Annotated in this window: 22 protein-coding genes; 16 read left to right on the forward strand and 6 right to left on the reverse strand. The window is 71.6% G+C overall.

Annotated elements, in window-relative coordinates; translation table 11 throughout:
* Nucleotides 1–19 precede the first annotated feature (19 nt).
* Nucleotides 20–484, reverse strand: a complete 465-nt coding sequence (locus DWB77_RS03955) for an acyl-CoA thioesterase (RefSeq protein WP_120719899.1) — start codon at nucleotides 482–484, stop codon at nucleotides 20–22.
* Between the two features lie 409 nt (nucleotides 485–893).
* Here DWB77_RS03955 and DWB77_RS03960 point away from each other — a divergent pair, with 409 nt between their 5' ends.
* The 11 genes from DWB77_RS03960 to DWB77_RS04010 all read left to right on the forward strand — a co-directional run bounded on the left by DWB77_RS03960 (nucleotide 894) and on the right by DWB77_RS04010 (nucleotide 12,098).
* Complete coding sequence (locus DWB77_RS03960) at nucleotides 894–1,349, forward strand: 4'-phosphopantetheinyl transferase superfamily protein (protein WP_120719900.1); 456 nt, start codon at nucleotides 894–896, stop codon at nucleotides 1,347–1,349.
* The gene (locus tag DWB77_RS03965) at nucleotides 1,346–2,335 is read left to right on the forward strand and encodes an ACP S-malonyltransferase (RefSeq protein ID WP_120719901.1); all 990 of its coding nucleotides are present in this window, start codon (nucleotides 1,346–1,348) and stop codon (nucleotides 2,333–2,335) included. The genes DWB77_RS03960 and DWB77_RS03965 overlap by 4 nt, the downstream gene beginning before the upstream one ends.
* Nucleotides 2,332–3,078, forward strand: coding sequence for an SDR family NAD(P)-dependent oxidoreductase (locus DWB77_RS03970; RefSeq protein WP_120719902.1), 747 nt, complete (start codon nucleotides 2,332–2,334; stop codon nucleotides 3,076–3,078). Before DWB77_RS03965 ends, DWB77_RS03970 begins: the two co-directional genes overlap by 4 nt.
* Before the next feature lie 81 nt (nucleotides 3,079–3,159).
* A complete protein-coding gene (locus tag DWB77_RS03975; protein WP_216826825.1) occupies nucleotides 3,160–3,441 on the forward strand; it encodes a phosphopantetheine-binding protein in 282 nt (93 codons plus the stop codon).
* Nucleotides 3,438–3,929, forward strand: a complete 492-nt coding sequence (gene fabZ / locus DWB77_RS03980; RefSeq protein ID WP_120719904.1) for a 3-hydroxyacyl-ACP dehydratase FabZ — start codon at nucleotides 3,438–3,440, stop codon at nucleotides 3,927–3,929. The genes DWB77_RS03975 and fabZ overlap by 4 nt, the downstream gene beginning before the upstream one ends.
* 45 nt (nucleotides 3,930–3,974) lie before the next feature.
* Nucleotides 3,975–4,973, forward strand: a complete 999-nt coding sequence (locus DWB77_RS03985) for a glycine cleavage T C-terminal barrel domain-containing protein (protein ID WP_120719905.1) — start codon at nucleotides 3,975–3,977, stop codon at nucleotides 4,971–4,973.
* Nucleotides 4,974–5,133: 160 nt separating this feature from the next.
* Entirely contained in the window at nucleotides 5,134–7,596 is a 2,463-nt protein-coding gene (locus DWB77_RS03990; RefSeq protein ID WP_120719906.1) for a beta-ketoacyl-[acyl-carrier-protein] synthase family protein, read from the forward strand.
* Nucleotides 7,593–7,973, forward strand: a complete 381-nt coding sequence (locus DWB77_RS03995; protein WP_120719907.1) for a hypothetical protein — start codon at nucleotides 7,593–7,595, stop codon at nucleotides 7,971–7,973. Before DWB77_RS03990 ends, DWB77_RS03995 begins: the two co-directional genes overlap by 4 nt.
* Entirely contained in the window at nucleotides 7,973–8,734 is a 762-nt protein-coding gene (locus DWB77_RS04000) for an SDR family NAD(P)-dependent oxidoreductase (RefSeq protein WP_120719908.1), read from the forward strand. Before DWB77_RS03995 ends, DWB77_RS04000 begins: the two co-directional genes overlap by 1 nt.
* Nucleotides 8,735–8,755: 21 nt before the next feature.
* Nucleotides 8,756–10,657 (forward strand): MFS transporter, encoded by a 1,902-nt coding sequence (locus DWB77_RS04005; RefSeq protein WP_120719909.1) that lies wholly within the window; start codon nucleotides 8,756–8,758, stop codon nucleotides 10,655–10,657.
* Between the two features lie 199 nt (nucleotides 10,658–10,856).
* On the forward strand, nucleotides 10,857–12,098 hold the full coding sequence (locus tag DWB77_RS04010) for an acyltransferase family protein (RefSeq protein ID WP_120719910.1): 1,242 nt from the start codon (nucleotides 10,857–10,859) through the stop codon (nucleotides 12,096–12,098).
* A gap of 90 nt (nucleotides 12,099–12,188) precedes the next feature.
* Here the strand turns inward: DWB77_RS04010 and DWB77_RS04015 are convergent, their stop codons facing one another.
* Nucleotides 12,189–14,384: an MMPL family transporter gene (locus tag DWB77_RS04015; RefSeq protein ID WP_120719911.1), complete on the reverse strand. Its 2,196-nt coding sequence runs from the start codon at nucleotides 14,382–14,384 to the stop codon at nucleotides 12,189–12,191.
* Between the two features lie 483 nt (nucleotides 14,385–14,867).
* On the opposite strand from DWB77_RS04015, the gene DWB77_RS04020 reads away from it, so the two are divergent.
* From DWB77_RS04020 to DWB77_RS04030, 3 genes are all read left to right on the forward strand, one after another.
* On the forward strand, nucleotides 14,868–15,062 hold the full coding sequence (locus tag DWB77_RS04020; RefSeq protein WP_120719912.1) for a hypothetical protein: 195 nt from the start codon (nucleotides 14,868–14,870) through the stop codon (nucleotides 15,060–15,062).
* A 98-nt stretch (nucleotides 15,063–15,160) separates the two neighbouring features.
* On the forward strand, nucleotides 15,161–15,991 hold the full coding sequence (locus tag DWB77_RS04025; RefSeq protein WP_120719913.1) for an SGNH/GDSL hydrolase family protein: 831 nt from the start codon (nucleotides 15,161–15,163) through the stop codon (nucleotides 15,989–15,991).
* Between the two features lie 145 nt (nucleotides 15,992–16,136).
* Nucleotides 16,137–16,385, forward strand: a complete 249-nt coding sequence (locus tag DWB77_RS04030) for a DUF5133 domain-containing protein (protein ID WP_120719914.1) — start codon at nucleotides 16,137–16,139, stop codon at nucleotides 16,383–16,385.
* 57 nt (nucleotides 16,386–16,442) lie between these two features.
* Here DWB77_RS04030 and DWB77_RS04035 read toward each other — a convergent pair whose 3' ends face one another.
* From DWB77_RS04035 to DWB77_RS04050, 4 genes are all read right to left on the reverse strand, one after another.
* Nucleotides 16,443–16,712 (reverse strand): hypothetical protein, encoded by a 270-nt coding sequence (locus DWB77_RS04035; protein WP_120719915.1) that lies wholly within the window; start codon nucleotides 16,710–16,712, stop codon nucleotides 16,443–16,445.
* Between the two features lie 99 nt (nucleotides 16,713–16,811).
* A complete protein-coding gene (locus tag DWB77_RS04040) occupies nucleotides 16,812–17,843 on the reverse strand; it encodes an NAD(P)/FAD-dependent oxidoreductase (protein ID WP_120719916.1) in 1,032 nt (343 codons plus the stop codon).
* Nucleotides 17,840–18,355, reverse strand: coding sequence for an isoprenylcysteine carboxyl methyltransferase family protein (locus DWB77_RS04045; RefSeq protein WP_120719917.1), 516 nt, complete (start codon nucleotides 18,353–18,355; stop codon nucleotides 17,840–17,842). The genes DWB77_RS04040 and DWB77_RS04045 overlap by 4 nt, the downstream gene beginning before the upstream one ends.
* 8 nt (nucleotides 18,356–18,363) lie before the next feature.
* Nucleotides 18,364–19,500: a type III polyketide synthase gene (locus DWB77_RS04050; RefSeq protein ID WP_120719918.1), complete on the reverse strand. Its 1,137-nt coding sequence runs from the start codon at nucleotides 19,498–19,500 to the stop codon at nucleotides 18,364–18,366.
* Between the two features lie 45 nt (nucleotides 19,501–19,545).
* Between DWB77_RS04050 and DWB77_RS37600 the strand changes: the two genes are divergently transcribed.
* On the forward strand, nucleotides 19,546–19,845 hold the full coding sequence (locus tag DWB77_RS37600) for a hypothetical protein (RefSeq protein WP_162952412.1): 300 nt from the start codon (nucleotides 19,546–19,548) through the stop codon (nucleotides 19,843–19,845).
* Entirely contained in the window at nucleotides 19,740–20,369 is a 630-nt protein-coding gene (locus DWB77_RS04055) for a UbiA family prenyltransferase (protein WP_162952413.1), read from the forward strand. The genes DWB77_RS37600 and DWB77_RS04055 overlap by 106 nt, the downstream gene beginning before the upstream one ends.
* The last annotated feature ends 87 nt before the right edge of the window (nucleotides 20,370–20,456 follow it).

Raw genomic sequence — 20,456 nt, forward strand, 5'->3', positions numbered from 1 at the left:
GCTGCCCGCCCGGGGTGGGTCAGCGGTGGGCGGCGGCCGCCGCGGTACGGCGGCGCTCCATGAACTCCTCGAACTTGTCGTGGAGTTCATCGGTGGCGCGCATCAACTTGCCGGTGGCGGGGTCGACGAGCGAGTGCACCGAATGGGCTTCCGCCAACAGGCGTCCACCGTTGGTGCGGTAGATCTCGTAGTGGCACTCCAAGTGGCGCCGCGGGGTGACCGCCCAGGTGCGGATGGTCAGGTCGTCGAGGTATTTGGCCGGCTCGTGGAAGCGGGCCCGGAAGTTCGTCGTGGTGATCGTGTAGTTCCAGAAGTCGACGCCCACGGCCAGAGCGAACGCCTCGCGCCCCAGGTCGAACCAGGGGACGTAACTGGCGTAGTAGGCATGGCCCTGCACATCGCACTCGCCCCACCGGACACGGGCGGTCGTATCGATGTGGTTCCAGCCCTCGACGGCGGAAACCGTTTCAACCCAGCGCGGCATGACGCCTCTCTCTCACAGGGGTTTCAGAAATAGGAGTCCCGGAGGAATGAACAATTCCTCGACGGGCGCCGCAATGCGGAATGCAGCCGCATCGACATCAGCAGGCTACGCAGATGCAGACAGGGCCGTCAATGAGGCCCTGAAAACATCACGCAGCGCTTTTCATCACCACCCTGAGCTGCGAAATCTTACGCCTTTCTGTCATGTCTTACAGGCCCGGAAAAGAGGCCTTTCAGATCGAGTAAGAGAAAAGGGCAATCCCGGCAGATCGGTTGACATGAATGCGTGAGCGAATCTAGCTTCGATAGCGAAGAGGGCCGCCGGATACCAGCGGAAAGCCATTCACCGGCCTGAATTCTCGCGGCCCATTCCTCAATTCTTACGCCTCGCGCAGCGACAGGAGTCGACGATGGAAATGTCAGAAATTCTTCGCGCCTCGATGCCTCAGGACGTCCACTCGGCGGGCATCGACCTCGTCGACCTGTGCCGGTGGGACCTGGCGGTCGCCCGCACCAAGGGCGAGCTGCTGCAACGCGTCTTCACCCTCGCCGAGCGCCGGGCCGCCGAGGACGGTGCCGACGCGGACACACCGCGCGAACGGCTCCTCGGCAAGGCGTTCGGCGTCAAGGAAGGCGTCGTGAAGGCCGTCGGAGGCCTGCCGTTCGGCGCCGCCTTCAAGGACATCGAGGTCGAGGTCGCACCAGGTGAGACGGCCTGGCCGGTGCGCCTCCACGGCGAACTGGGGCGCTGGGCCGCCGACCACGACGTCGAGGTCGTGGGCGGCGCCCATGACCTCGGTGACGACATGGCCGCCGCCTGGGCCGCCGCCCGCACGCCGAACGCACACGAAGGCACGACGTCATGAGCGGCGCCGCCTCCACCGCCTTCCTCTTCCCCGGACAGGGCAGCCAGTTCCCCGGCATGGGACGGGAGGTCGAGCGGCTCGGGTCCCCGGCCCTCGGCGTCGTCGCCCGTGCCGAGGAAGTGACGGGCCTCCCGGTCAGCCACCTGATGTCCACGGCCGACGCCCGCAGCCTCGCCGACCCGGAGATCGCCCAGGTGCTGGTCTTCGTCTGGTCGGCCGCGGCGCTGACCCGGCTGCGCGCCGACGGCTGGCGGCCGGATTATGTCGCCGGACACAGCCTCGGCGAGTTCACCGCCCTGTACGCCGCCGGGTGCCTGGACCTGGACACCGCGCTGCGGCTCGTCTCCTGTCGGGGCCGGGCCATGCGCGTCGCGGCCCGGGTCTCCCCGGGGTCCATGGCCGCCATTGTGGGACTGCCCCTGGACCTGGTCCGCCGGCTCTGCCGCGAGGCGGGCGAGGGCACGGCCCTGGCGACGGTCGCCAACATCAACTCCCGCCGCCAGACGGTCATTTCGGGCAGTACACCGGCGGTCGGGCGCGTCATCGAGCAGGCTCAGGCCCTCGGCGCGCTGCGGGCCCGACAGCTCCCCGTCGGCGGCGCCTACCACTCGCCCCTGATGGCGTCGGCCCTCGCGCCGCTCGCCGCCGAGCTGTCCGGGGCCCGGCTCACCCCTCCCCGTACCCCCCTCGTCTCCAGCACCACCGGCCGGGTGGTCGAGGACATCGAGGAGTACCACGACGAACTGGCCTGGCAGATGCTGCGCCCCGTGCAGTGGCGGCGCACCGTCACCACCCTGCGCCACCGGGGCGTCGGCGTCTTCGTGGAGTCCGGTCCCGGGCGGGTGCTCGCCGGCCTCGGGCGCGAGATCGCCCGCGAAGCCGTGCATCTGAGCGTCCAGGAAGCCCTGCGCACCACGCCCGGCGCCCCAGCGCGGCCCGGCGCCGACACCCCCATGACCACCGCGACAACGAAGGACAGCTCGTGACCGAACTCGAAGGACGCATCGCGCTCGTCACCGGGGCCACCAAGGGAATCGGTCTCGCCGTGGCCACCGATCTGGCCCGCGCCGGAGCCACCGTCCTCCTCAACCACCGCGGCAACCCCGACCAGGCGCAGGCGGCCCTGCGTACCGTCCGGGACGTGCGGCCGGACGCGGAACTCGTCCAGGCCGACATTTCCCGGCCGGACGACGTGGACCGCATGTACCGCGAGATCCGCCGCCGGCACGGCGGCCTCGACGCCCTGGTCAACAACGCCGGGATCACCCAGGACGGCTACGCGATCATGATGGGCGAGTCCAAGTGGCGGCAGGTGATCGACACCAACCTCACCGGCGCCTTCCTGTGCTGCCGGGCGGCCGGCCGGATGATGGCGAGCCGACGCAGCGGGTCCATCGTCACCGTCTGCTCCACCAGCGCCTTCAACCCGCCCGCCGGGCAGGCCAATTACGCGGCCTCCAAGGCGGGGGTTCTGGCCATGGTCAAGTCGATGGCCAAGGAACTCGGCTCCTACGGCGTACGGGTCAACGCCGTGGTCCCGGGCTTCGTCGACACCGCGATGACCCGCCAGATGCCGCCCGACCGGCTCACCGAGAGCCTCCACGGCATCCCGCTGGGCCGCATCGGCCGACCCGAGGAGGTGGGCTCCGCCGTGCGGTTCCTGCTCGGCGACACCGCCTCGTACATCACCGGCACCTCACTCGTCGTCGACGGCGGACTCATCAGCTGACCACCGCCCATCACCACTTACCGGCCGACGATTTCCCCCCGCACACCCACCCCTCCTAGGAATCGGAGACACCTCATGGTCATGTCCCTGGAAGAAGCCACCACCCACGCCACGCGCCGGCACCAGCTGGCCCTGGAGGTCAAGACCCTCCTGGTGGACCGCTTGGCGCTCGATGTCGACCCGGCGTCCATCGGTGACGACCAGCCACTGTTCGGGCGCGGACTCGAACTCGACTCGATCGACACCCTCGAACTCGCGATGGCCGTCGAGGACACCTTCGGCGTCACCCTCACCGACGACAACACCCACAGCCTGCTCTCGCTCAACCGTCTGCTCGACCACATCCAGGCAGAGCAGTCATGAGCGACCACTCCCCCGCGGCCGCCGGCGCCGTCCTGAGCGCCGACGACATCGCCCGGCTGCTCCCCCACCGCCATCCGTTCTTCCTGCTGGACCGGGTCACGGCCCTGGAACCGGGGACGAGCGCCGAAGCGATCAAGAACATCACCTCGTCCGACGCCGTGCTGGCCGGGCACTTCCCCGGCCGCATGATCTACCCCGGCGTCCTGCTCGTGGAGTGCGTGGCCCAGCTCGCCGCAGTCGTCTACGGGACCGCCGGCGCCCTGCGCGCCACCGGGGAGATCGTGGGCGACGTGGCCGACCGCGTCGGCTACCTCGCCGAGATCCGCCAGGCGAAGTTCCTCAAGCCCGTCGTCCCCGGCGACCAGGTGGTCTTCCGCCTTCAGAGCGGCGCGCGCGTCGGCGGGCTCATCTCGGTCACCGGCCAGGCCTCCGTCGGCAGCGATCCCGTACTCACCGTCCGGCTGGCCGTCACCGAACGCGACGCATGAACTCCCTTGCCCCGCACCTGATTCACGACTCCCTCAGGAGAACCCATGAAGAGCGCATACACCAACACCCCTGACGAGTACGCCGTCCTGCGTGCCTCGTGCGGGCTCCTCGACTACACCGGCATCGGCCTGGTGCGGGTGTCCGGGCCGGGAGCCATCGGCTTCCTCGGCCACGTGGCCACCCGTGGCGTGGAGTTCCTGCTCGAAGGCCAGAGCATGACCGCGCTGCTCCTGCGCGAGGACGGCACCCTCCTGTCCGAGGTGCTCATCCACTGCCACACCGGCCACTACCTGGTGGAGATCTGGCCCGCCCAGGCGGCCGAGGCCACCGAACACCTGCTGGCCGGCGCCGCCTTCGCGCCCGACGCCACGGTGCAGGACGTGAGCGCCGAGTACGACGTGCTCGCCGTCGAGGGACCGGCCTCCTTCCGCGTCGCGCAGCGCTACCTTCCCTTCCCCGTGGCTTCCATGGGCTACCGCAGCTTCGTGACGACCGATCACGACGGCCGGCCGCTGACCATCTCCCGCACGGGAGTGACCGGCGAGTACGGCTACAAGTTCTTCGCCCAGGCCGGGTCCGGTGCGGCGCTGCGGGCCGAGTTCATCGCGCTCGGCGCCGTGGAGTGCGGCAAGGACGCCGTCGACGTGTGCCGGATGGAGGTCCGGTTCGCCAGCGTGGAGCACGAGGCGGCGGACGGCGACGCCACCGCCTTCGACCTCGGCCTCCAGTGGATGATCGAACCCGGCAAGGAGCCCGCAGGCGCCGCGGACCACGTGCGCCGGCCCGTGTGCTGGGTCGGGGCCGAGGAGTTGACCCAGCGCCCCGAGCGCGGCACCGCCCTGACCGTGAGCGACGCCGAGGTGGGTGTGGTCACCCACGCGGTCTGGTCGCCCCGCCTCGGCCGGGTGATCGGCACCGCTCAGGTCGACACGGCCGTGGCCGCCTCCGGCCAGGAGTTCGCCCTCGGCGAGAGCGGCAGCGCCCTGCGCACCATCTCCGCACCCTTCCTCACCGCCACCAGCCTCGACGTCCCGCTGGACTGACACGGCACGCGGGGCGGGCACCCGCCCGCCCCGCCCTCCCCGGCGCCCCGCTCACAGGCACGCCGAGCCCCCGATACACCACCTCCGGCACACCGCCTTCGACACACCGCCTTCGACACACCACCTTCGACACGCCGCCTTCGGCACGCAAGGAGAAGTCATGAGCCTCAGCAACCACCGCCTCGAAGGTGTGGCCATCACCGGAATAGGCCTGAGCTGTGCGCTCGGCAGCGGCGCACAGCACGTCTGGCGCGGTATCCGCGCAGGCGACAGCGGCATCGCGAAGACCCGGCGCCTCGACGTGTCGACGCTCAGCTGCCAGTACTCGGGAGAGGCCTCCACCCTCCCCGCCGCCCACCCCCGTCTGCGCGGCCGGGTCGACCGGGCCACCGCGCTGGCCCTGACCGCCGCGCAAGAGGCCGTCGACAGCGCGGGACTTGCCCAGGACGGGCAGGATCCGTACCGCAGGGGGATCGCGGTGGGGACCTCCGTGGGCGGCCTCGACCGCGGCGAACAGTTCCACTGGGAACTGCTCCGCGAAGGCCCCGACGCGACCCACCGCGACCTCCTCTTCAACTACCCGCTGTACACCTCGGCCGACGCCCTCAGTATCGCGTTCCGCTTCAAGGGCCCCAAGGTAGTCATCTCCAACGCCTGTGCCGCCGGGTCCAATTCGATCGGGTTCGCGGCCGACGCGATCCGCGAGGGCCGCGCCGACGTGATGATCGCGGGCGGGGTGGACGTGCTCGACATCCTCTCCCTCGCGGGGTTCGACAGCCTCAACGCGCTGGACTCCGAGCCGTGCGCCCCCTACTCCCGCAGCACCGGCCTCAACCTCGGTGAGGGCGCGGCCTTCCTGGTCCTGGAATCGGAGTCGTACGCCCGCGAGCGAGGCGCGGACATCCTCAGCTACGTCCTCGGCTACGCCCTCACCAGCGACGCCTATCACGCAACCGCCCCCGACCCGGCGGGCGACGGCGCCAACCGCGCCATGCGCGCAGGACTCGCCCAGGCCGCGCTCGGCCCCGAGCACATCGACTACGTCAACGGGCACGGCACCGGCACACCCACCAACGACAGCGCCGAGACCAAAGCCGTGGACGCCCTGTTCCAGGGACGTACCGCCGCCCCGATGAGCAGCACCAAGTCGCAGGTGGGCCACATGCTCGGCGCCGCCGGGGCGATGGAGGCGGCCACCTGTGTGATGGCGCTGCGCGACGGCGTGCTGCCGCCCACGGTCAATGTGGACGAGACCCTCGAACTGCCCCGGGACATCGTGCCCAACCGGTCCCGGCCGCGGGAACTGAACGTGGTGGTCTCCAACTCCTTCGCGTTCGGGGGCAACAACTGCGCCCTGGTGCTGGGGAGTCGGCCCGCCGCGCCACGCACCCCCACCTCCCGGCGCGTCGTCATCACCGGCGCGGGACCGGTGACCGCGCTGGGCAGCGGCCGCCAGACGTTCCTCGACGCCCTGAGGGAGGGACGCACCGGCGTGGGCCCGGCGCGGCTGGGCGACTTCAGCCGGTCCCGTACCGATCTCGCCGCCGAGGTCGACACCGCCGACTGCCGCCGCCACGTCGACCGCGCCTACGCGCGCCGACTGGACCAGATCGGCCTGCTCACCCTCGCCGCGAGCCGTCTGGCCCTCGACGACGCGGGGCTGCGCGTCACCAAGGCCGAAGCGGCCCGGATCGGCATGGTGTTCGGCACGTTCAGCGGGCCCGTCGAGACGGTGGAGCAACTCAGCGAGACCATCGGCACCCAGGGACCGCACCGCGTCAACCCCCGTCTCTTCCCCAACTCGGTGATGAACGCCGCGGCCGGACACGCCTGTCTCGCCCTTCAGATCCGCGGCCCGCTGTCCACCCTGGCCACCGGTTGTGCCTCGGGGCTGAGCGGTCTGGGATACGCGGCCGACCTGATCCACCGCGGCGAGGTGGATGTGATGCTCGCCGTGAGCGCCGACGAGCTCACCCCCCTGCTGCACTTCGGGTTCGACCGGGTCGGTCTGCTCGCCGAGGACAGCCCCCGCCCCTACAGCGCCACCCCCACCGGCGCCGTCCTCGGCGCGGGCAGCACGGCCCTGGTCGTCGAGTCCCTCGAGCACGCCCTGGCGCGCGGGGCGACCATCCTCGCGGAGGTCAAGGGGCACGCCACCACCAGCGACGGTTACCGCGTCGCGGGCAACGACCCCTCGGGCGAGGCGTGGGCGGAGAGCTTCACCAGGGCCCTGGCCGACGGCGGTGTGTCACCCCAGGAGGTGGGCACGGTCTTCGGCGACGCCCGTGGCACCGCCGCGATCGACCGCGCCGAAGCGGCCGCGGTCGCCCGGGTGTGGCAGCCCGGCACGATCCGTCTGAGCAACCTCAGCGCGTACACCGGGCACGTTCCCAGCACATCGGCGCTGATGTCGGCGGTCTGCGCCACCGAGACCCTGCGCACCGGCTGGAGCCCCCGGGTCCCGGGCCTGGCCCAGCCGCTCGACGGGATGGGTCCCTATCTCGACTCCGCTCCCGAAACGGCGGGCAAGGCGTGTGTGCTGACCGCCGCCAACTGGGGAGGGACCTACGTCTCCCTGGTCCTGGCCCCGTGGCAGCGGACCGTGACCGAGGAGGCGTCATGAACCACGACAGCACCCCGGGGCCGGTCGTCAGGATCACCCCGCCCCAGCACTGCCCGGACCGGGACGATCCCCGCTGGACCGACTGGCTGACCGACATCGAACGGCGTTACGCGTACTCGCTGGCCCGCGCCGAGGAGCACCTGTCCGCCCGCAAGGCGGCCAAGGAGGCGGCCGCGCATCTCCTGGGCTGGCCGGGGACGCCGCCCTGGCAGGACATGGAGGTCTGGCGGCGCACGGAAGAGGCTCCCGTTCTGCGGGTGCGCGACGATCTCGCCCGCTGGATGGGCGAGAGAGGCCTGGCGACGCCGCGGATCTCGCTGACGCATGCTCGCGGATACGCGGCGGCCGTCGCCTGGTTCCCGCCCGGCGCCGAGTGATGACGGCCGCATCGGGGCCCCGCACACGGGTGGCGCTGGTGACCGGGGCGCTCGGCGGCATCGGCGGGGCCGTCACCCGGGCCCTGCTCGATCAGGGCCTGGGCGTGGTGGTCACGGACCTCGACGGCGACGCGTGCCGGGCCGCCGCCGAGGGATTCAAGCACGGCTCCACCACGGGCACGGCGGTCGGCCACCCCCTCGATGTGACCGACCCCGACTCCTGGCAGCGGGTGACCCGCTTCGCCCGCCGTCGCTTCGGCCATCTCGACGTCCTCGTCAACAACGCCGGAACGCTCGGCATCCACGGCCTGGAGAGCTGCACTCCCCAGGAGTGGGACCGGGTGGTGGACACCTGCCAGCGCGGGACCTGGCTGGGGATGCGGGCCGTCACGCCGTGCATGCGGTCGGCCGGGGGCGGCTCCATCGTCAACGTGAGTTCCATCTACGGCCTGGTCGGCTCGGGAGCCGCCTTCGCCTACCACGCCGCCAAGGGCGCGGTGCGCGCCATGACCCGGGCGGCGGCCGTCGAGCTGGCGCCCGCCGGCATCCGGGTCAACGCCGTCTCCCCCGGCATGGTCTCGACTGCCATGACGGCCGCGGTGCCCCAGGAGTTCATGAGCGAGGTCATCGCGCGCACTCCCTTGCGCCGGGCCGCGCACCCCGACGAAGTGGCGGCCGCGGTGCGGTTCTTGGCGTGCGGCACCGCGTCCTTCGTCACCGGTACCGAACTCGTCGTCGACGGCGGCTTCACCGCCCTGTGACCCGTCCCGTAGGGAGTCGTGATGGAGCAGCACCCCGGCAGGGCGCCCTGGGTCGCGCTGAGCGTCCTGTGTACGGGCTTCTTCATGATCGTGCTGGACACCACGATCGTGCACGTGGCCATCCCCGCGATGATGCGCGCGATGGCCGCGGACCTGAACCAGGTCCTCTGGGTCGTGAACGCCTATCTGATCGGCTACGCGGTCTTCATGATCCCGGCCGGCCGCCTCGGCGCCCGCTACGGCCCCCGCCGGATCCACCTGGCGGGGCTCGCCCTGTTCACCATCGCCTCCGCCCTGTGCGGCTGCGCCGGCGGCGTGGGCGAACTCCTCGGCTGGCGGGCGCTCCAGGGGCTGGGGGCGGCGCTGGTGACTCCCCAGATCGGCGCGTTCATCGCCGTGCTGTTCCCGGCCCGTCGACGGGGCGCCGCGTTCGGCGCGCTCACCAGCGTCATGGGTCTGTCGATCGTCGCGGGCCCCCTGATCGGCGGCGTCCTGGTCACGCGCGTCGGCTGGCAGTGGATCTTCATGGTCAATGTGCCCGTCGGTATCGTGGTGCTCCTGCTGTCGGCGACCCTGCTGCCGAAGCCCGCACCGGATGGCCGGCGCGGCACGGACCTGCTCGGGGTGGCCCTGGTGACGCTCGGGCTCACCGCTCTCACCTTCGCGCTCCTCGGCGCCGCGGAGCCCTACCGCGGGCCGGCGCTCTGCGCGGGAGTGGCGTGCCTGGTCCTGTTCCTCGTCCAGCAACGCGGCAGCACCCGCTCCCCCCTGCTGCCGCGGGCGCTGTTCGCCCGGCGGGACTTCGCCGTGGCCAACGGGATCGGCGCGGCCGTCCACTTCGCGGTCATCGGCAGTGCCGCCCCGATCGCGCTGCTTCTGCAACAGCAACTGCACCTCACCGCGATGCGCTCCGCGTTCTTGACGGCCCCCACCCCGCTCGCCGCCGCGGCGGCCGCCCATGTCGCCGGGCGCCTCGCCGACCGCTTCGGCGGCAAGCCACTGGTCATCGGCGGTCTCTTGACGTACGCCTATGGCCTCGCCCTGCTGGGTTCGCAGGCCCGGCCGGGGATGAACCCGTGGGCGCTGCTTCCGGCGATGCTCCTGGCCGATCTCGGCATCGGGTCCGCGCTGGCGCCGCTCACCAAGCTCGCGATGGACGCGGTCGACAGCCGTCACGCGGGCCCGGCGTCCGGTGTGCTCAACACCAGTCGCCAGGTCGGCGGCATCCTCGGAGGTGCCACGGTCGGAGCGCTGACTGGTCATCACATCGCAGCAGGGAAAGTTCAGTTGGCCGCTACGGGGCACCGGAGCGGGGTGGCCGGTGTCATCGACTACGCCTCCGCCCTGCATGCGACGTCTCTGCTGACCTCGGGCGTGCTGGTCATCGCCGCACTCGCCGCCGCGACGCTCACCCCCTCACGGGGGCGACGGCCCCGGCCGCCCCGCCGTGCGGCGGTGCTTCGGCTGGACATCCTGCCCGCCGTCGTCCGGGGAAGCCGCGGCTTCCAGGCGGTACAGATCCTGACCGCCACCAGGGTCGCGGCGCGGGGGCGTCGCGAGGTCATCGGCTTCGACGTGGCGGGCACCGACGACGGCGCCGCCTGGTCCCGCCTCCTGACCGGGCTGCACTCCCAGGGTGTGGGTCTCGCATCCGTCCAATACGTGGTGTGCGAGGACGCGCCCGGGCTTGTCGCGGCCGTCGGAGCCGAGCTGCGTCTGCCGGCCCGCCCCGCGGGCACCTCGCGCGATCCCACACCGGAGCTGCGCCGCACGCTCCAACGGCACGTCGGCGACGCCGAGTTGGCGCCAACCGCCGCCGCTCTCGCCGCCTCCGTGCGGGAAGCGGTAGCCGAGCAGAACAGGCGGTGGGCCGAGGCTCCCCGCCGACGCGGCAGGGCCTGGCGACGACCGGCCCTCCTCTGACGTCCCGGCCCCCTGCCGCACACCGAGGCGGCCTGGGGCCGGTGCGAGCACCACCCGAAGAAACCGTCCGAGCAAACGTCCTAAGGAACCGCCCGAACGAACCGCCCGGACAAACCGTCCGGACAAACCGTCCGGACAAACCGTCCGAAGGAACCGCCCGAAGAAGCTCCCCCCTCCCCCCCCAGAAAGGGAACCCCTCATGTCGCTCACCCAAGAGACGCTCCCGACCACCACCGGCCCAACCGCCGACCAGGGCGCCCGTCACCGGCTTCCCAGCCTCACGGGAATGCGCTTCGTAGCCGCGGCCGCCGTGGTGCTGTGCCACTTCTCCCTCTTCATCCGAGGCAACCCGGACTTCTGGCGCGACCTCGGCCAGGTGGGCGTCTCGTTCTTCTTCGTCCTCAGCGGCTTCGTCCTCACGTGGTCCGCCAAACCAGGGACCCGAGCGCGGGCCGTCTGGCGCGCGCGAGCCGCGAAGGTCTTCCCCAACCATCTCGCCGTCGTCATGGCCCACGGCGCCCTCATGCTGCTGACCGGCAAGGCGATCGTCGCCACCCAGCTGCTGCCGACCGCGACCCTGACCCAGTCGTGGATCCCGGGTTTCGACCTGACGACGGCCGTCAGCCCCGTGAGCTGGACCCTGTCCTGCGAGGTGTTCTTCTATCTCACCTTCCCCCTGCTCCTGAGGCAGCTCCGCCGCATCCCCGCGCGCTATCTGTGGTGGGCGGCCGCGGTGCTGGTCGTGGTGATCTTCACTCTGCCGGTCATCGCCGAGCACTTCATCCCCAACGGGAAGCCGATGTCCCCGCTGCTCCCCTACTTGGACAACGACGCCTGGTTCGTGTCGATTTTCCCCCTGGCCAGGCTCTTCGAGTTCGCCCTCGGCATGGTCCTCGCCCGCATCGTCGCCGCGGGGAAGTGGGTGCAGCTCGGCCTGGTTCCGGCCACGGTCCTGTTCGTACTGGCCTACTGGCTGTCGATGGGCACCGGCCTCTACGCGTGCACCGCGGGCACCATCATCCCCATCAGCATGCTGATCTGCGCGGGTGCGGTCGCGGACGCCGAGGGGCGCCCTTCCCCGCTGCGCCACCCGTACCTGGTCCGGCTCGGTGAGATCTCGTTCGCGCTGTATCTCGTGCACAAGCCGGTCATCGACTACGGCATGAAGACGCTCGGCATCCCCCACTTCAGCGGAATCTCGCTGGTGGACCAAGTCGTCGTGCTGGCCCCGCTGTTCACTGTGGCGCTGCTGCTGGCGTGGCTGCTCCACATCGGCGTGGAGCGGCCGATGATGCGGCACTGGGCCCGCAGCCGTCCGCGCCGCACCGCCGGCCACCGCGCCACCTGCCGTGCGTGCCCGGCTCGTACGTGCCCGGGAGGGCCGAGCGACACGGACGCGCTCGACCAGGAGCCCCTGAAGGAGACGCCTTCAGCGCCCTGAGCCCCCAACCCCAAAGGGCCGCCGCCGAGTTCATCGGCGGCGGTCCTTTGGCGTTCGGTGCCCGGGGGCGTTGGGTTTCGAGGAGGTTCCTCAGCGGTCGGTCTCCCCGGCGCGTTCGTCGAGACCGATGCGACGGTGGAGCCGGGCGAGCGGGGCGGGCGCCCACCAGTTGAAGCGCCCGGCCAGTCGCATGAAGGCGGGCACCAACACCCCGCGCACCACGGTGGCGTCCATGACCACCGCCAGGGCGAGCCCGAGCCCGAGCATCTTCATGTACGTGATGCCGGACGTCAGGAAGGACAGGAAGACCAGGGCGACGAGCGCGGCCGCGGCAGTGACGATCCCGCCGGTCCGCTCCAGGCCCCGCACCACGGACGTGACGGTGTCACCCGTGGCGTCGTACTCCTCCTTGATGCGGGAGAGCAGGAAGACCTCGTAGTCCATCGAGAGCCCGAACGCCAGGCAGAACACCATGATCGGGGTGGTGGCGACAATGCCCCCGGTCACGGTGAAGTCGCCGATGAGCCAGCGCAGATGGCCCTCCTGGAACACCCACACCAGCGCGCCGAAGGTGGCACTCAGGCTCAGCAGATTGAGCGCGATCGCCTTGATGGGCATGACCACGCTGCCGGTCAGGAGGAAGAGCAGGATGAACGTGGTGACCGCGATGAGCAGCAGGCAGTAGGGCATGCGGCCGGTCAGGGCGTCCATCGTGTCACGGAAGGCCGAGGCGGTCCCCGCGGTGGTGACGTCGAACGGAGCCTTCGCCGTCCGGATGTCACGCACCAGCTTCTGCCCGGCGTCGCCGTAGGGATCGACCGAACTCACCACCGACAGCCACGTCCCGTTCGCCGCCGCGTAGCGCCCGCCGGCTTCGGTGGGCGGGGCGATCCGACGGCCTCCGGCGTAGGTGCCCGTCCAGCCGTCCACCCGCGAGACGTGGTCGAGCGCGGAGAGGCGCTTGGCGTACGCGTCGATGTCCCCGGAGCGGCCGGCCGGTGGTCCGGAGTCGTCTGCGACGACCAGGACGGGGTCCGTCTCGCGCGCCGGATAGTCGTGGAGCAGGGCGGTGCCGACCCGGTGCGCTTCGGCGCCCGGCGGCAGCGACCGCTCGTCGGCGAGGTTGAGTGTGACGCCCAGGAACGGGGACCCGAGCAGCAGCAGGACGACGATCGCGGCCGTGGCCAAGGGCACCGGTCGGCGTACGACGAGACCGGCGAGCCGGGACCAGAAGCCGCGTGCGGGGGGCTTTTTCGCGCGCTTGGTCCAGGACCATGTGTTGACGCGGGTTCCCAGGACGGCGAGCAGGGCGGGCAGCAGCACTAGGGCGGAGAGCGCGGCGAAGGCGACGACGGCGATGCCCGCGTAGGCGAACGAGCGCAGGAAGTACATCGGGAACAGCAGGAGCGCCGACAGGGACAGGGCGACCGTGACGGCCGAGTACAGGACCGTGCGCCCGGCGGTGCGGACGCTGGTGGCGATGGCGTCACCCACCGTTGCTCCGGCGGCGAGCTCCTCCCGGTACCGGTTGACGATGAACAGGCTGTAGTCGATTCCGAGGCCGAGGCCGAGGCCGGTGGTCAGGTTGATCGCGAACACCGAGACGTCCGTGACCTCCGTCAGCAGCCGGAGCGCCGCGAAGGCGCCCAGGATGGCCACGACGCCGAGGGCCAGGGGCAGGAGAGCCGCGATCACCCCCCGGAAGACGAACACGAGGAGGATGAGGGTGAGGGGCAGGACCAGTGCCTCCGCGAGCATGAGGTCCTTCTGTATCTGCTCGTTGAGTTCCCGGTCGACTTCGGCGCGGCCACCGAACTCCACCGTGAGGCCGTGCCCGGGGTTTTCGTAGCGTGGCCTGAGCGTGTCGAGGTATCTGCCGACCTGGTCCTCGTCGCCTTCGAGGTGGGCGAGGACCAGGGCGGAGTCCGCGCTTCGGCTCCGCAGTGCGGGGTCCTTGGCGAGGGTCCAGTAGGAGACCGCCTGCTGGACGCCGGGCTCGGCGGCGAGGCGTCGGGTGAGTGCCTCGCCCTCGCGTACGGCTTCAGCGCCGTCGACTCCTCCCACCGCTTCGACGCGCAGCACCAGGTTGGGTTCTCCGCTGTCGAAGTGGGTGCTGAGGGCGCGGGTCGCGCGCGTGGATTCGGCGTCCGGCACGTCGAAGCCTCCCGCGGAGAGCCTTGTCGTGAGGGTGGCGCCGAGGCCGCCTGCCATGACGCAGAAGAGCAGGCTCAGTACGAGCACGAGTGTGCGCCGGGCCGTCACCAGCGCGGCGAGTCTGTCGAGCATGGGATGCCTCTCGGTCGGAGCGGGGCAGCGCGTCATGGGCTCCGGTGGCATGCCGGGGAGGCATCAGGGGCGTCCGGGGGAAACCCGGCGGTGTCCGGTCGTGACGCGCCTTCGGCTGGTCAGGCGTGATCGCCCACGGCCGCGGCCGCACGGGGAAGCGCGGTGGCGTGGCCAGTGGCGCATGTCCGTCACCGGCTGATTGACCAGGCGCTTCGATGTAACCCTCGGGGCGCGCGGCCGTACAGGGGATGTCGTGTGCCTCGGGGGTGCCTCGCGCTGAACGTTCGGCCGCGGGCCGTGCGTGGCTGGTCGCGAAGCTCCCCGCGCCCCCAACCACCGGCCCGCAGGGTGGCTCGGCGGCTCGGGTCCGTCCTCGCGACAGGACGAGGCGCACCCCCGCGCCGGTCACTCGAACGGCGGCTAAACCCGTGGGCGGTCCGACCGCCCGTCGGATACTCGGCCAGGACGGCGCGAGGCCCTGTCATGTCCGCCACGCCGGGCAAGGTCGTCCTGCACGGGGAGAGCGACGTCGGCGGCAAAAAGGTGTTCGTCTGCTCCTTCCTCCAGGCTCGTGACCCGGAGCAGGTGGGACGCCCGTTCTTCGCCGCCTGGTCGCCCACCGCCCGATGGTTCGACGAACTGGAGCCGGCCTTTCCCCATCTGCCCTTTCCGGCCTGACGCCCGGGGCACCGCGGCCATCGCCCTGTCCCCGGCCCGGTGCACCGGAATGGGCGAGGCCGCGCATCCCACGCCGCCTCCGCCTCGTTGTGCGGACCATGACGCGTATCCCCCGCCGCTCGCTGCGGCTCACCGTGCTCCTGTCGGCGCTGCTGTTCACCGGAAGCGGCGTAACGGCCGCGCAGGCCGAGGCACCCTCCCAGGGCGGCTACGTCGCTCTCGGCGACTCCTACTCCTCCGGTCTGGGCGCCGGGGAGTACCGGGACGGCGGGTCCTGCCGGCGCAGTGCCCGCTCCTACGCCCAGCTGTGGGCCGCCGCCCATCCCGCGACGCGGTTCGACTTCACGGCCTGTTCCGGAGCGACGACCCGGGATGTCCTCAACGGCCAGCTGGCGCCGTTGAACGCGGGGACCGACCTCGTCAGCATCACCGCCGGGGCCACCGACGCCGGTTTCACGGATGTGATGACGGTCTGCTTCCTGAACAGCGACGACGCCTGTCAGAACAGGGTGGCCCAGGCCCGTACGTACATCGAGCACACGCTGCCCGCCGCGCTGGACACGACGTATGGCGCCATCAGGAAGAAGTCGCCCAACGCCCGTGTCGTCGTCCTCGGCTACCCGCACCTCTTCGCCCCGCGACGCCCTTGCGCACGCGGCCTGAGCGAGCCGAAGCGGGCCACGCTCAACGCCGCCGTCGATGTGATCAACCGTGTGATGTCCCAGCGGGCCGTCAAGCACGGCTTCACTTTCGGCGACGTCACCCAGCGCTTCGCGGACCACGGGGTCTGCTCCACCACCCCGTGGATCCACTCCATCACTTTCCCGGTGAGCGAGTCCTATCACCCCACCCCCGACGGCCAGGAGCACGGCTACCTCCCCGAGCTCACCAGGCTCGCCACACGCGTACGCGCACCACACGACGTGTGACGTCCGGCTGTGCCGCTCGACGCTCCGGTCGTCGACGCCGCGCTGCCGTCGATCCGAGGGGCCGTCACCGGCGGCCTTCTCATGCATACAGACCGAGCGAGTGGGAATCCGGTAATCAACAGTTGTGACGAGAGGGCGTGCCGCGGTGCTTGAACCCCATCCGAAGACTCTACGGATTCTCCTTGCGCGCTACGCCGAGGCCCGCATCACCCATGCGCACACCAAATCAGTGGCCGCGTCCAAGGAAATCGACGACGTCGTCCACGCGCTGTGCGCGGCGACCTCGACGGCCTGCGTGGAGGAGGCCATCGCCGCGGCCGACCTTCTCCTCGCGGCGAGCAGCTGCCAGAGCCCCGCGGCCGTGGCCAGGGACCGAGCGAGTCTCGCCGCGTAAAGAGTCCCTGGCCCTGCGGGATTACGCGTCGGCGCAAGCAGGCAGTCCCCCGGGCCCCTACTCCGTCTGGCCTGCCGCCCTCTTCACGCGGGCTTCGACGTCCTGCCGTCCCTCACCGTGGTCGGTCGCATAGGTGGTGACGGCTGCCTGCACGTCCCGGGCGAGATCCCGCCAGGCCCGCCACGCCGTCTCGTACGTCTGTGACTGACGCGCCGACCACGGACGGGTTCCCGGTGGCCCGTACTGCTCCCGCAGGCTCTCCGCCTGGGCGTGCGCGGCATCGACCGTACGTTGCATCTGGACGAGTTCCTCGAAGGTGTGCGCCACGGTCGCCGATCATAGGGGGACACCTTCCAGCGCCCCGGCCGCGACCCGCACGACTCGGCGCGCCGCACCCGCCGTTGTCGGGGCGAAGGTGACCGGGCCTCACGCCAGCGCGTTCACCGCTGCCGCGAAGACGCGGGGCAGCCGGGTGGCGGCGGGCACGATGAGCGGGGCGAGGGTGGCGTGGTGGCGGGTCCTGACCAGTAGTTCCGTCAGGAGGCGGTGGCGGCGGGTGACACGGCTCCAGTCGTCCTCGTACCGGCCGGGGGTGCCTCGGTGGACGTTGCGGACCAGGGCTTCGGCGGCGCCGAGGGCAAGGGAGACGCCTTCGCCGGTCAGCGCGTCGACATACCCCGCGGCGTCGCCGACGAGCAGCACCCGCCCGTGGCAGCGGGTGCGGGACCGCTGGCGCAACGGGCCCGCCCCGCGTACCGAGGTGACCGCCGCCGATTCGGGAAGACGGGCCGTCAGCTCGGGGAAGGCGGCGAGCTGGGCAGCGTAGGGGGCCCGCCGGGACGTCAGCAGTGCCACGCCGACGAGCTGCGGGCCGAGCGGGGTGACGTAGGCCTCCCCCTGCGGCCCCCAGTGCACCTCGACGTACGAGGACCAGGGCGCCACCGCGTAATGGCGGCGCAGCCCGTAGCGGGGCGCGGCGGCGCTCTTGACGTTCAGGTCGAGCGAACGCCGGAGCGGCGAGTGAAGTCCGTCCGCGGCGACCAGCCACTTGGCGCGCAGCCCGGTGCCGGGCACGGCAACGCTCATGCCGTCCTGCTCCACCTCCCCGATGCGCAGGGGCAGTACGGGGACCCCGGCGTCCACGACGGCCTGGTGCAGGGCGCCGTGCAGTCCGGTGCGGCGAGCGCCGAGGCCGGGCCCCTGCCGGAATTCCGCCTGGGCCCGAAGTCGCCCTTGTACATAGCGGATTCCGGTGATCGGCAGGCCCGGCACCTTCAGGCCCAGGGCGTCGAGTGCGCGTACGGCGCCGGGCATCAGGCCCTCTCCGCACGCCTTGTCGACGGGTGCGGGGCGGGGTTCGGCCACCACGACGTCGAGCCCGGCGCGGGCCGCGTACAGCGCGGTCGCGAGTCCGGCCGGGCCGCCTCCGGCGATGAGCAGGTCGTGGCAGCGGTTCACGCCGGCACGGCCGCGGACAGGGCGCTGTTCTCACACCGGATGCGTACCGCGAGCAGCAGGGCGTTGGCGGCGGTGAACGTCGCCGCGGTCAGCCAGGCGGTGTGGACGAGCGGCAGGGCGAAGATCTCCACGACGACGGCGACGTAGTTGGGGTGGCGCAGGAAGCGGTACGGGCCGGTGGCGACCAGGCGGGTGTCCGGGATGACGATGACCCGGGTGTTCCAGTACGGGCCGAGCGTGGTGATGCACCACCAGCGCAGGGCCTGCGCGAGGAGGGCAAGGGCCAGCATGGGCCATCCCAGGGCGGGCACGAACGGCCGGTCGGCGAGGGCGGGTTCGGCGAGACAGCAGACGAGCAGACCCGTGTGCAGGACGACCATGACCGGGTAGTGGCCCCGGCCGTGTTCCACACCGGCGCGGGCGAGCGTCCAGGTCGCGTTGCGGCGTGCGACGACCAGCTCGGCGACGCGTTCGGCGGCGACGGCGAGAACGAGCAAGGCGTACCAGAGCATGTGGTCCCTCACCACCGCAGCAGAACGAGTTCGGAACAGAACCCGGGGCCCATCGCGGCGAGCAACCCCCAGGTGCCGGGCGGCGGTTGGTGGTCCTCCCACGTCGACTGAAGGATGTGCAGGACGGACGCGGAGGACATGTTCCCCACCGTGGCGAGGGAGTGGCGGGAGGCGTCCAGGGCGTCGCCGGGCAGGCCGAGGGAGTCGGCGACGGCGGACAGCACCTTGGGTCCTCCCGGGTGGCACAGCCAAGTCCCGATGTCGTCGGGGCTGAGCCCGTGTTCGGCGAGGAAGGCCCGCACATGTCGGCCGAAGTGGTCCCGCACGATCGCCGGTACACCGGCGTCGATCACCACGCGGAACCCGCTGGAGCCGATGTCCCACCCCAGGAGCCGCTCGGTGCCCGGGTACAGATGGCTGCGGGTGGCGACCACCGTCGGTCCGGCCGCGCCCGCGGTGCCGCCACTGCCACTGCCGCGTGCGACCAGCGCCGCCGCGCCGTCACCGAACAGGGCGCCGGCCACCAGGTTGGCGCGGGAGCCGTCGCGCTGCTGGAGCGTCAGCGAGCACAGTTCGACGCTGAGCAGTACGGCCGTGTCGTCGGGATGCCCGCGCAGATAGTCGTGCACCCGGGCGAGCCCGGCCGCGCCCGCCACACACCCCAGACCGAACACGGGCAGCCGCTTGACGTCGGGCCGTAGTCCCAGCCGTCCGGCCAGCCGGGCGTCGAGCGAGGGGGCGGCGATGCCGGTGATGGAGGTGCACACCAGCAGATCTACGTCGGCCAGCTGGAGCCCGGCCTCCCGCAGCGCGCCGGTGACGGCTTCCTCACCGAGGTCGAGACCCACGGCCACCCAGGCGTCATTGCTGCGCCCGAAGTCGCCCAGGTCGGCGTACCGCTCGATCGGCAGCGCCAGATGGCGCGTACGCACTCCGGCCGACGCGTGCAGACGGCGCAGTACGGCACGCTCGGCACCCGGTGCGAGGCACAGGTCACCGATCGGCTCGGTGAGGTCGTCCTGGGCGTACCGGTGGGCAGGCAGGGCCGTGCGGACCGCGGCGATCGTCGTCGTGCCCGGTGGAGCGGGATGGCACGGCGCGGTGGAGGGGGCGGGAATCTCGTTGACGACCACAGGGACACGCATGTCGACATGCCTTCCTCGTACCGCATGCTCCATTAACGTCCCTTCGTGTCTCTCCACCCGCTCGGTGCCCTCTCGCCCGCGCCACGCCATCTCCCGCTCCTCCTGCGCGCCTGCCATCCGGAACCGGCGGTCGCCGTGACCGTGCTCGTGACCGCGCTGGCGGTGATGGCCGGCCGCGGGTTGGCGGGCTCGGTGGCCGTGGCCGCGGCCGTGCTCACCGGCCAGCTGTCGGTGGGCTGGTGCAACGACGCGGTCGACGCCCACCGGGACACGGCCTGCGGTCGCCGCGACAAGCCCGTGGCCACCGGGGGGCTCTGGCGCTGTGCGTTCCGCTGTCGCTGCTGAGCGGCGCCACCGCGGGAGGAATTCATGGGATGGGGGTGGCGGCCGGTTGGGCCTACAACCTGCTGCTCAAGCGCACGGTGCTCTCGCCGATCCCGTACGCCGTGGGCTTCGGTTCGCTGCCGGCCTTCGTGACGCTGGGCCTGCACCCCTCGGTGTGGCCGGCCTGGTGGGCGATGGCCGCGGGGGCCCTCCTGGGGGTGGCGGCCCACCTGGCCAACGTCCTGCCCGACATCGATGACGACCTCGCGTCCGGGGTACGCGGCCTCCCCCAACGCCTTGGCCGCCCGGCCTGCCGCGTGCTGGCCCCGATCGTCACGCTCGCGGCGCTGGGCGTGCTGATCGCGGGGCCGCCCGGTGGAGTGCGGCTCGCCGACTGGGTGCTGGGCGCGGCAGCGACGGCCGTCACGGTCTTGGGCACGGCACTGCCCACGGCGAGCGGGAGCCGATGGCCGTTCCGCGCGGCGATCATCGGAAGCACGATCGCCGTGGCGCTGCTACTGCTGCGCGGCGCGGACATGGCGTGAGGCGGCGGGGTCCGTCCCGTGGTTGTGGTTGCGGAACCTCAACTTCCGCTGTACGGACGGGAGTTGCTCAACCCTTCGTGCCGTACG

The sequence above is a fragment of the Streptomyces hundungensis genome (assembly GCF_003627815.1).
Taxonomy (GTDB): Bacteria; Actinomycetota; Actinomycetes; order Streptomycetales; family Streptomycetaceae; genus Streptomyces; species Streptomyces hundungensis_A.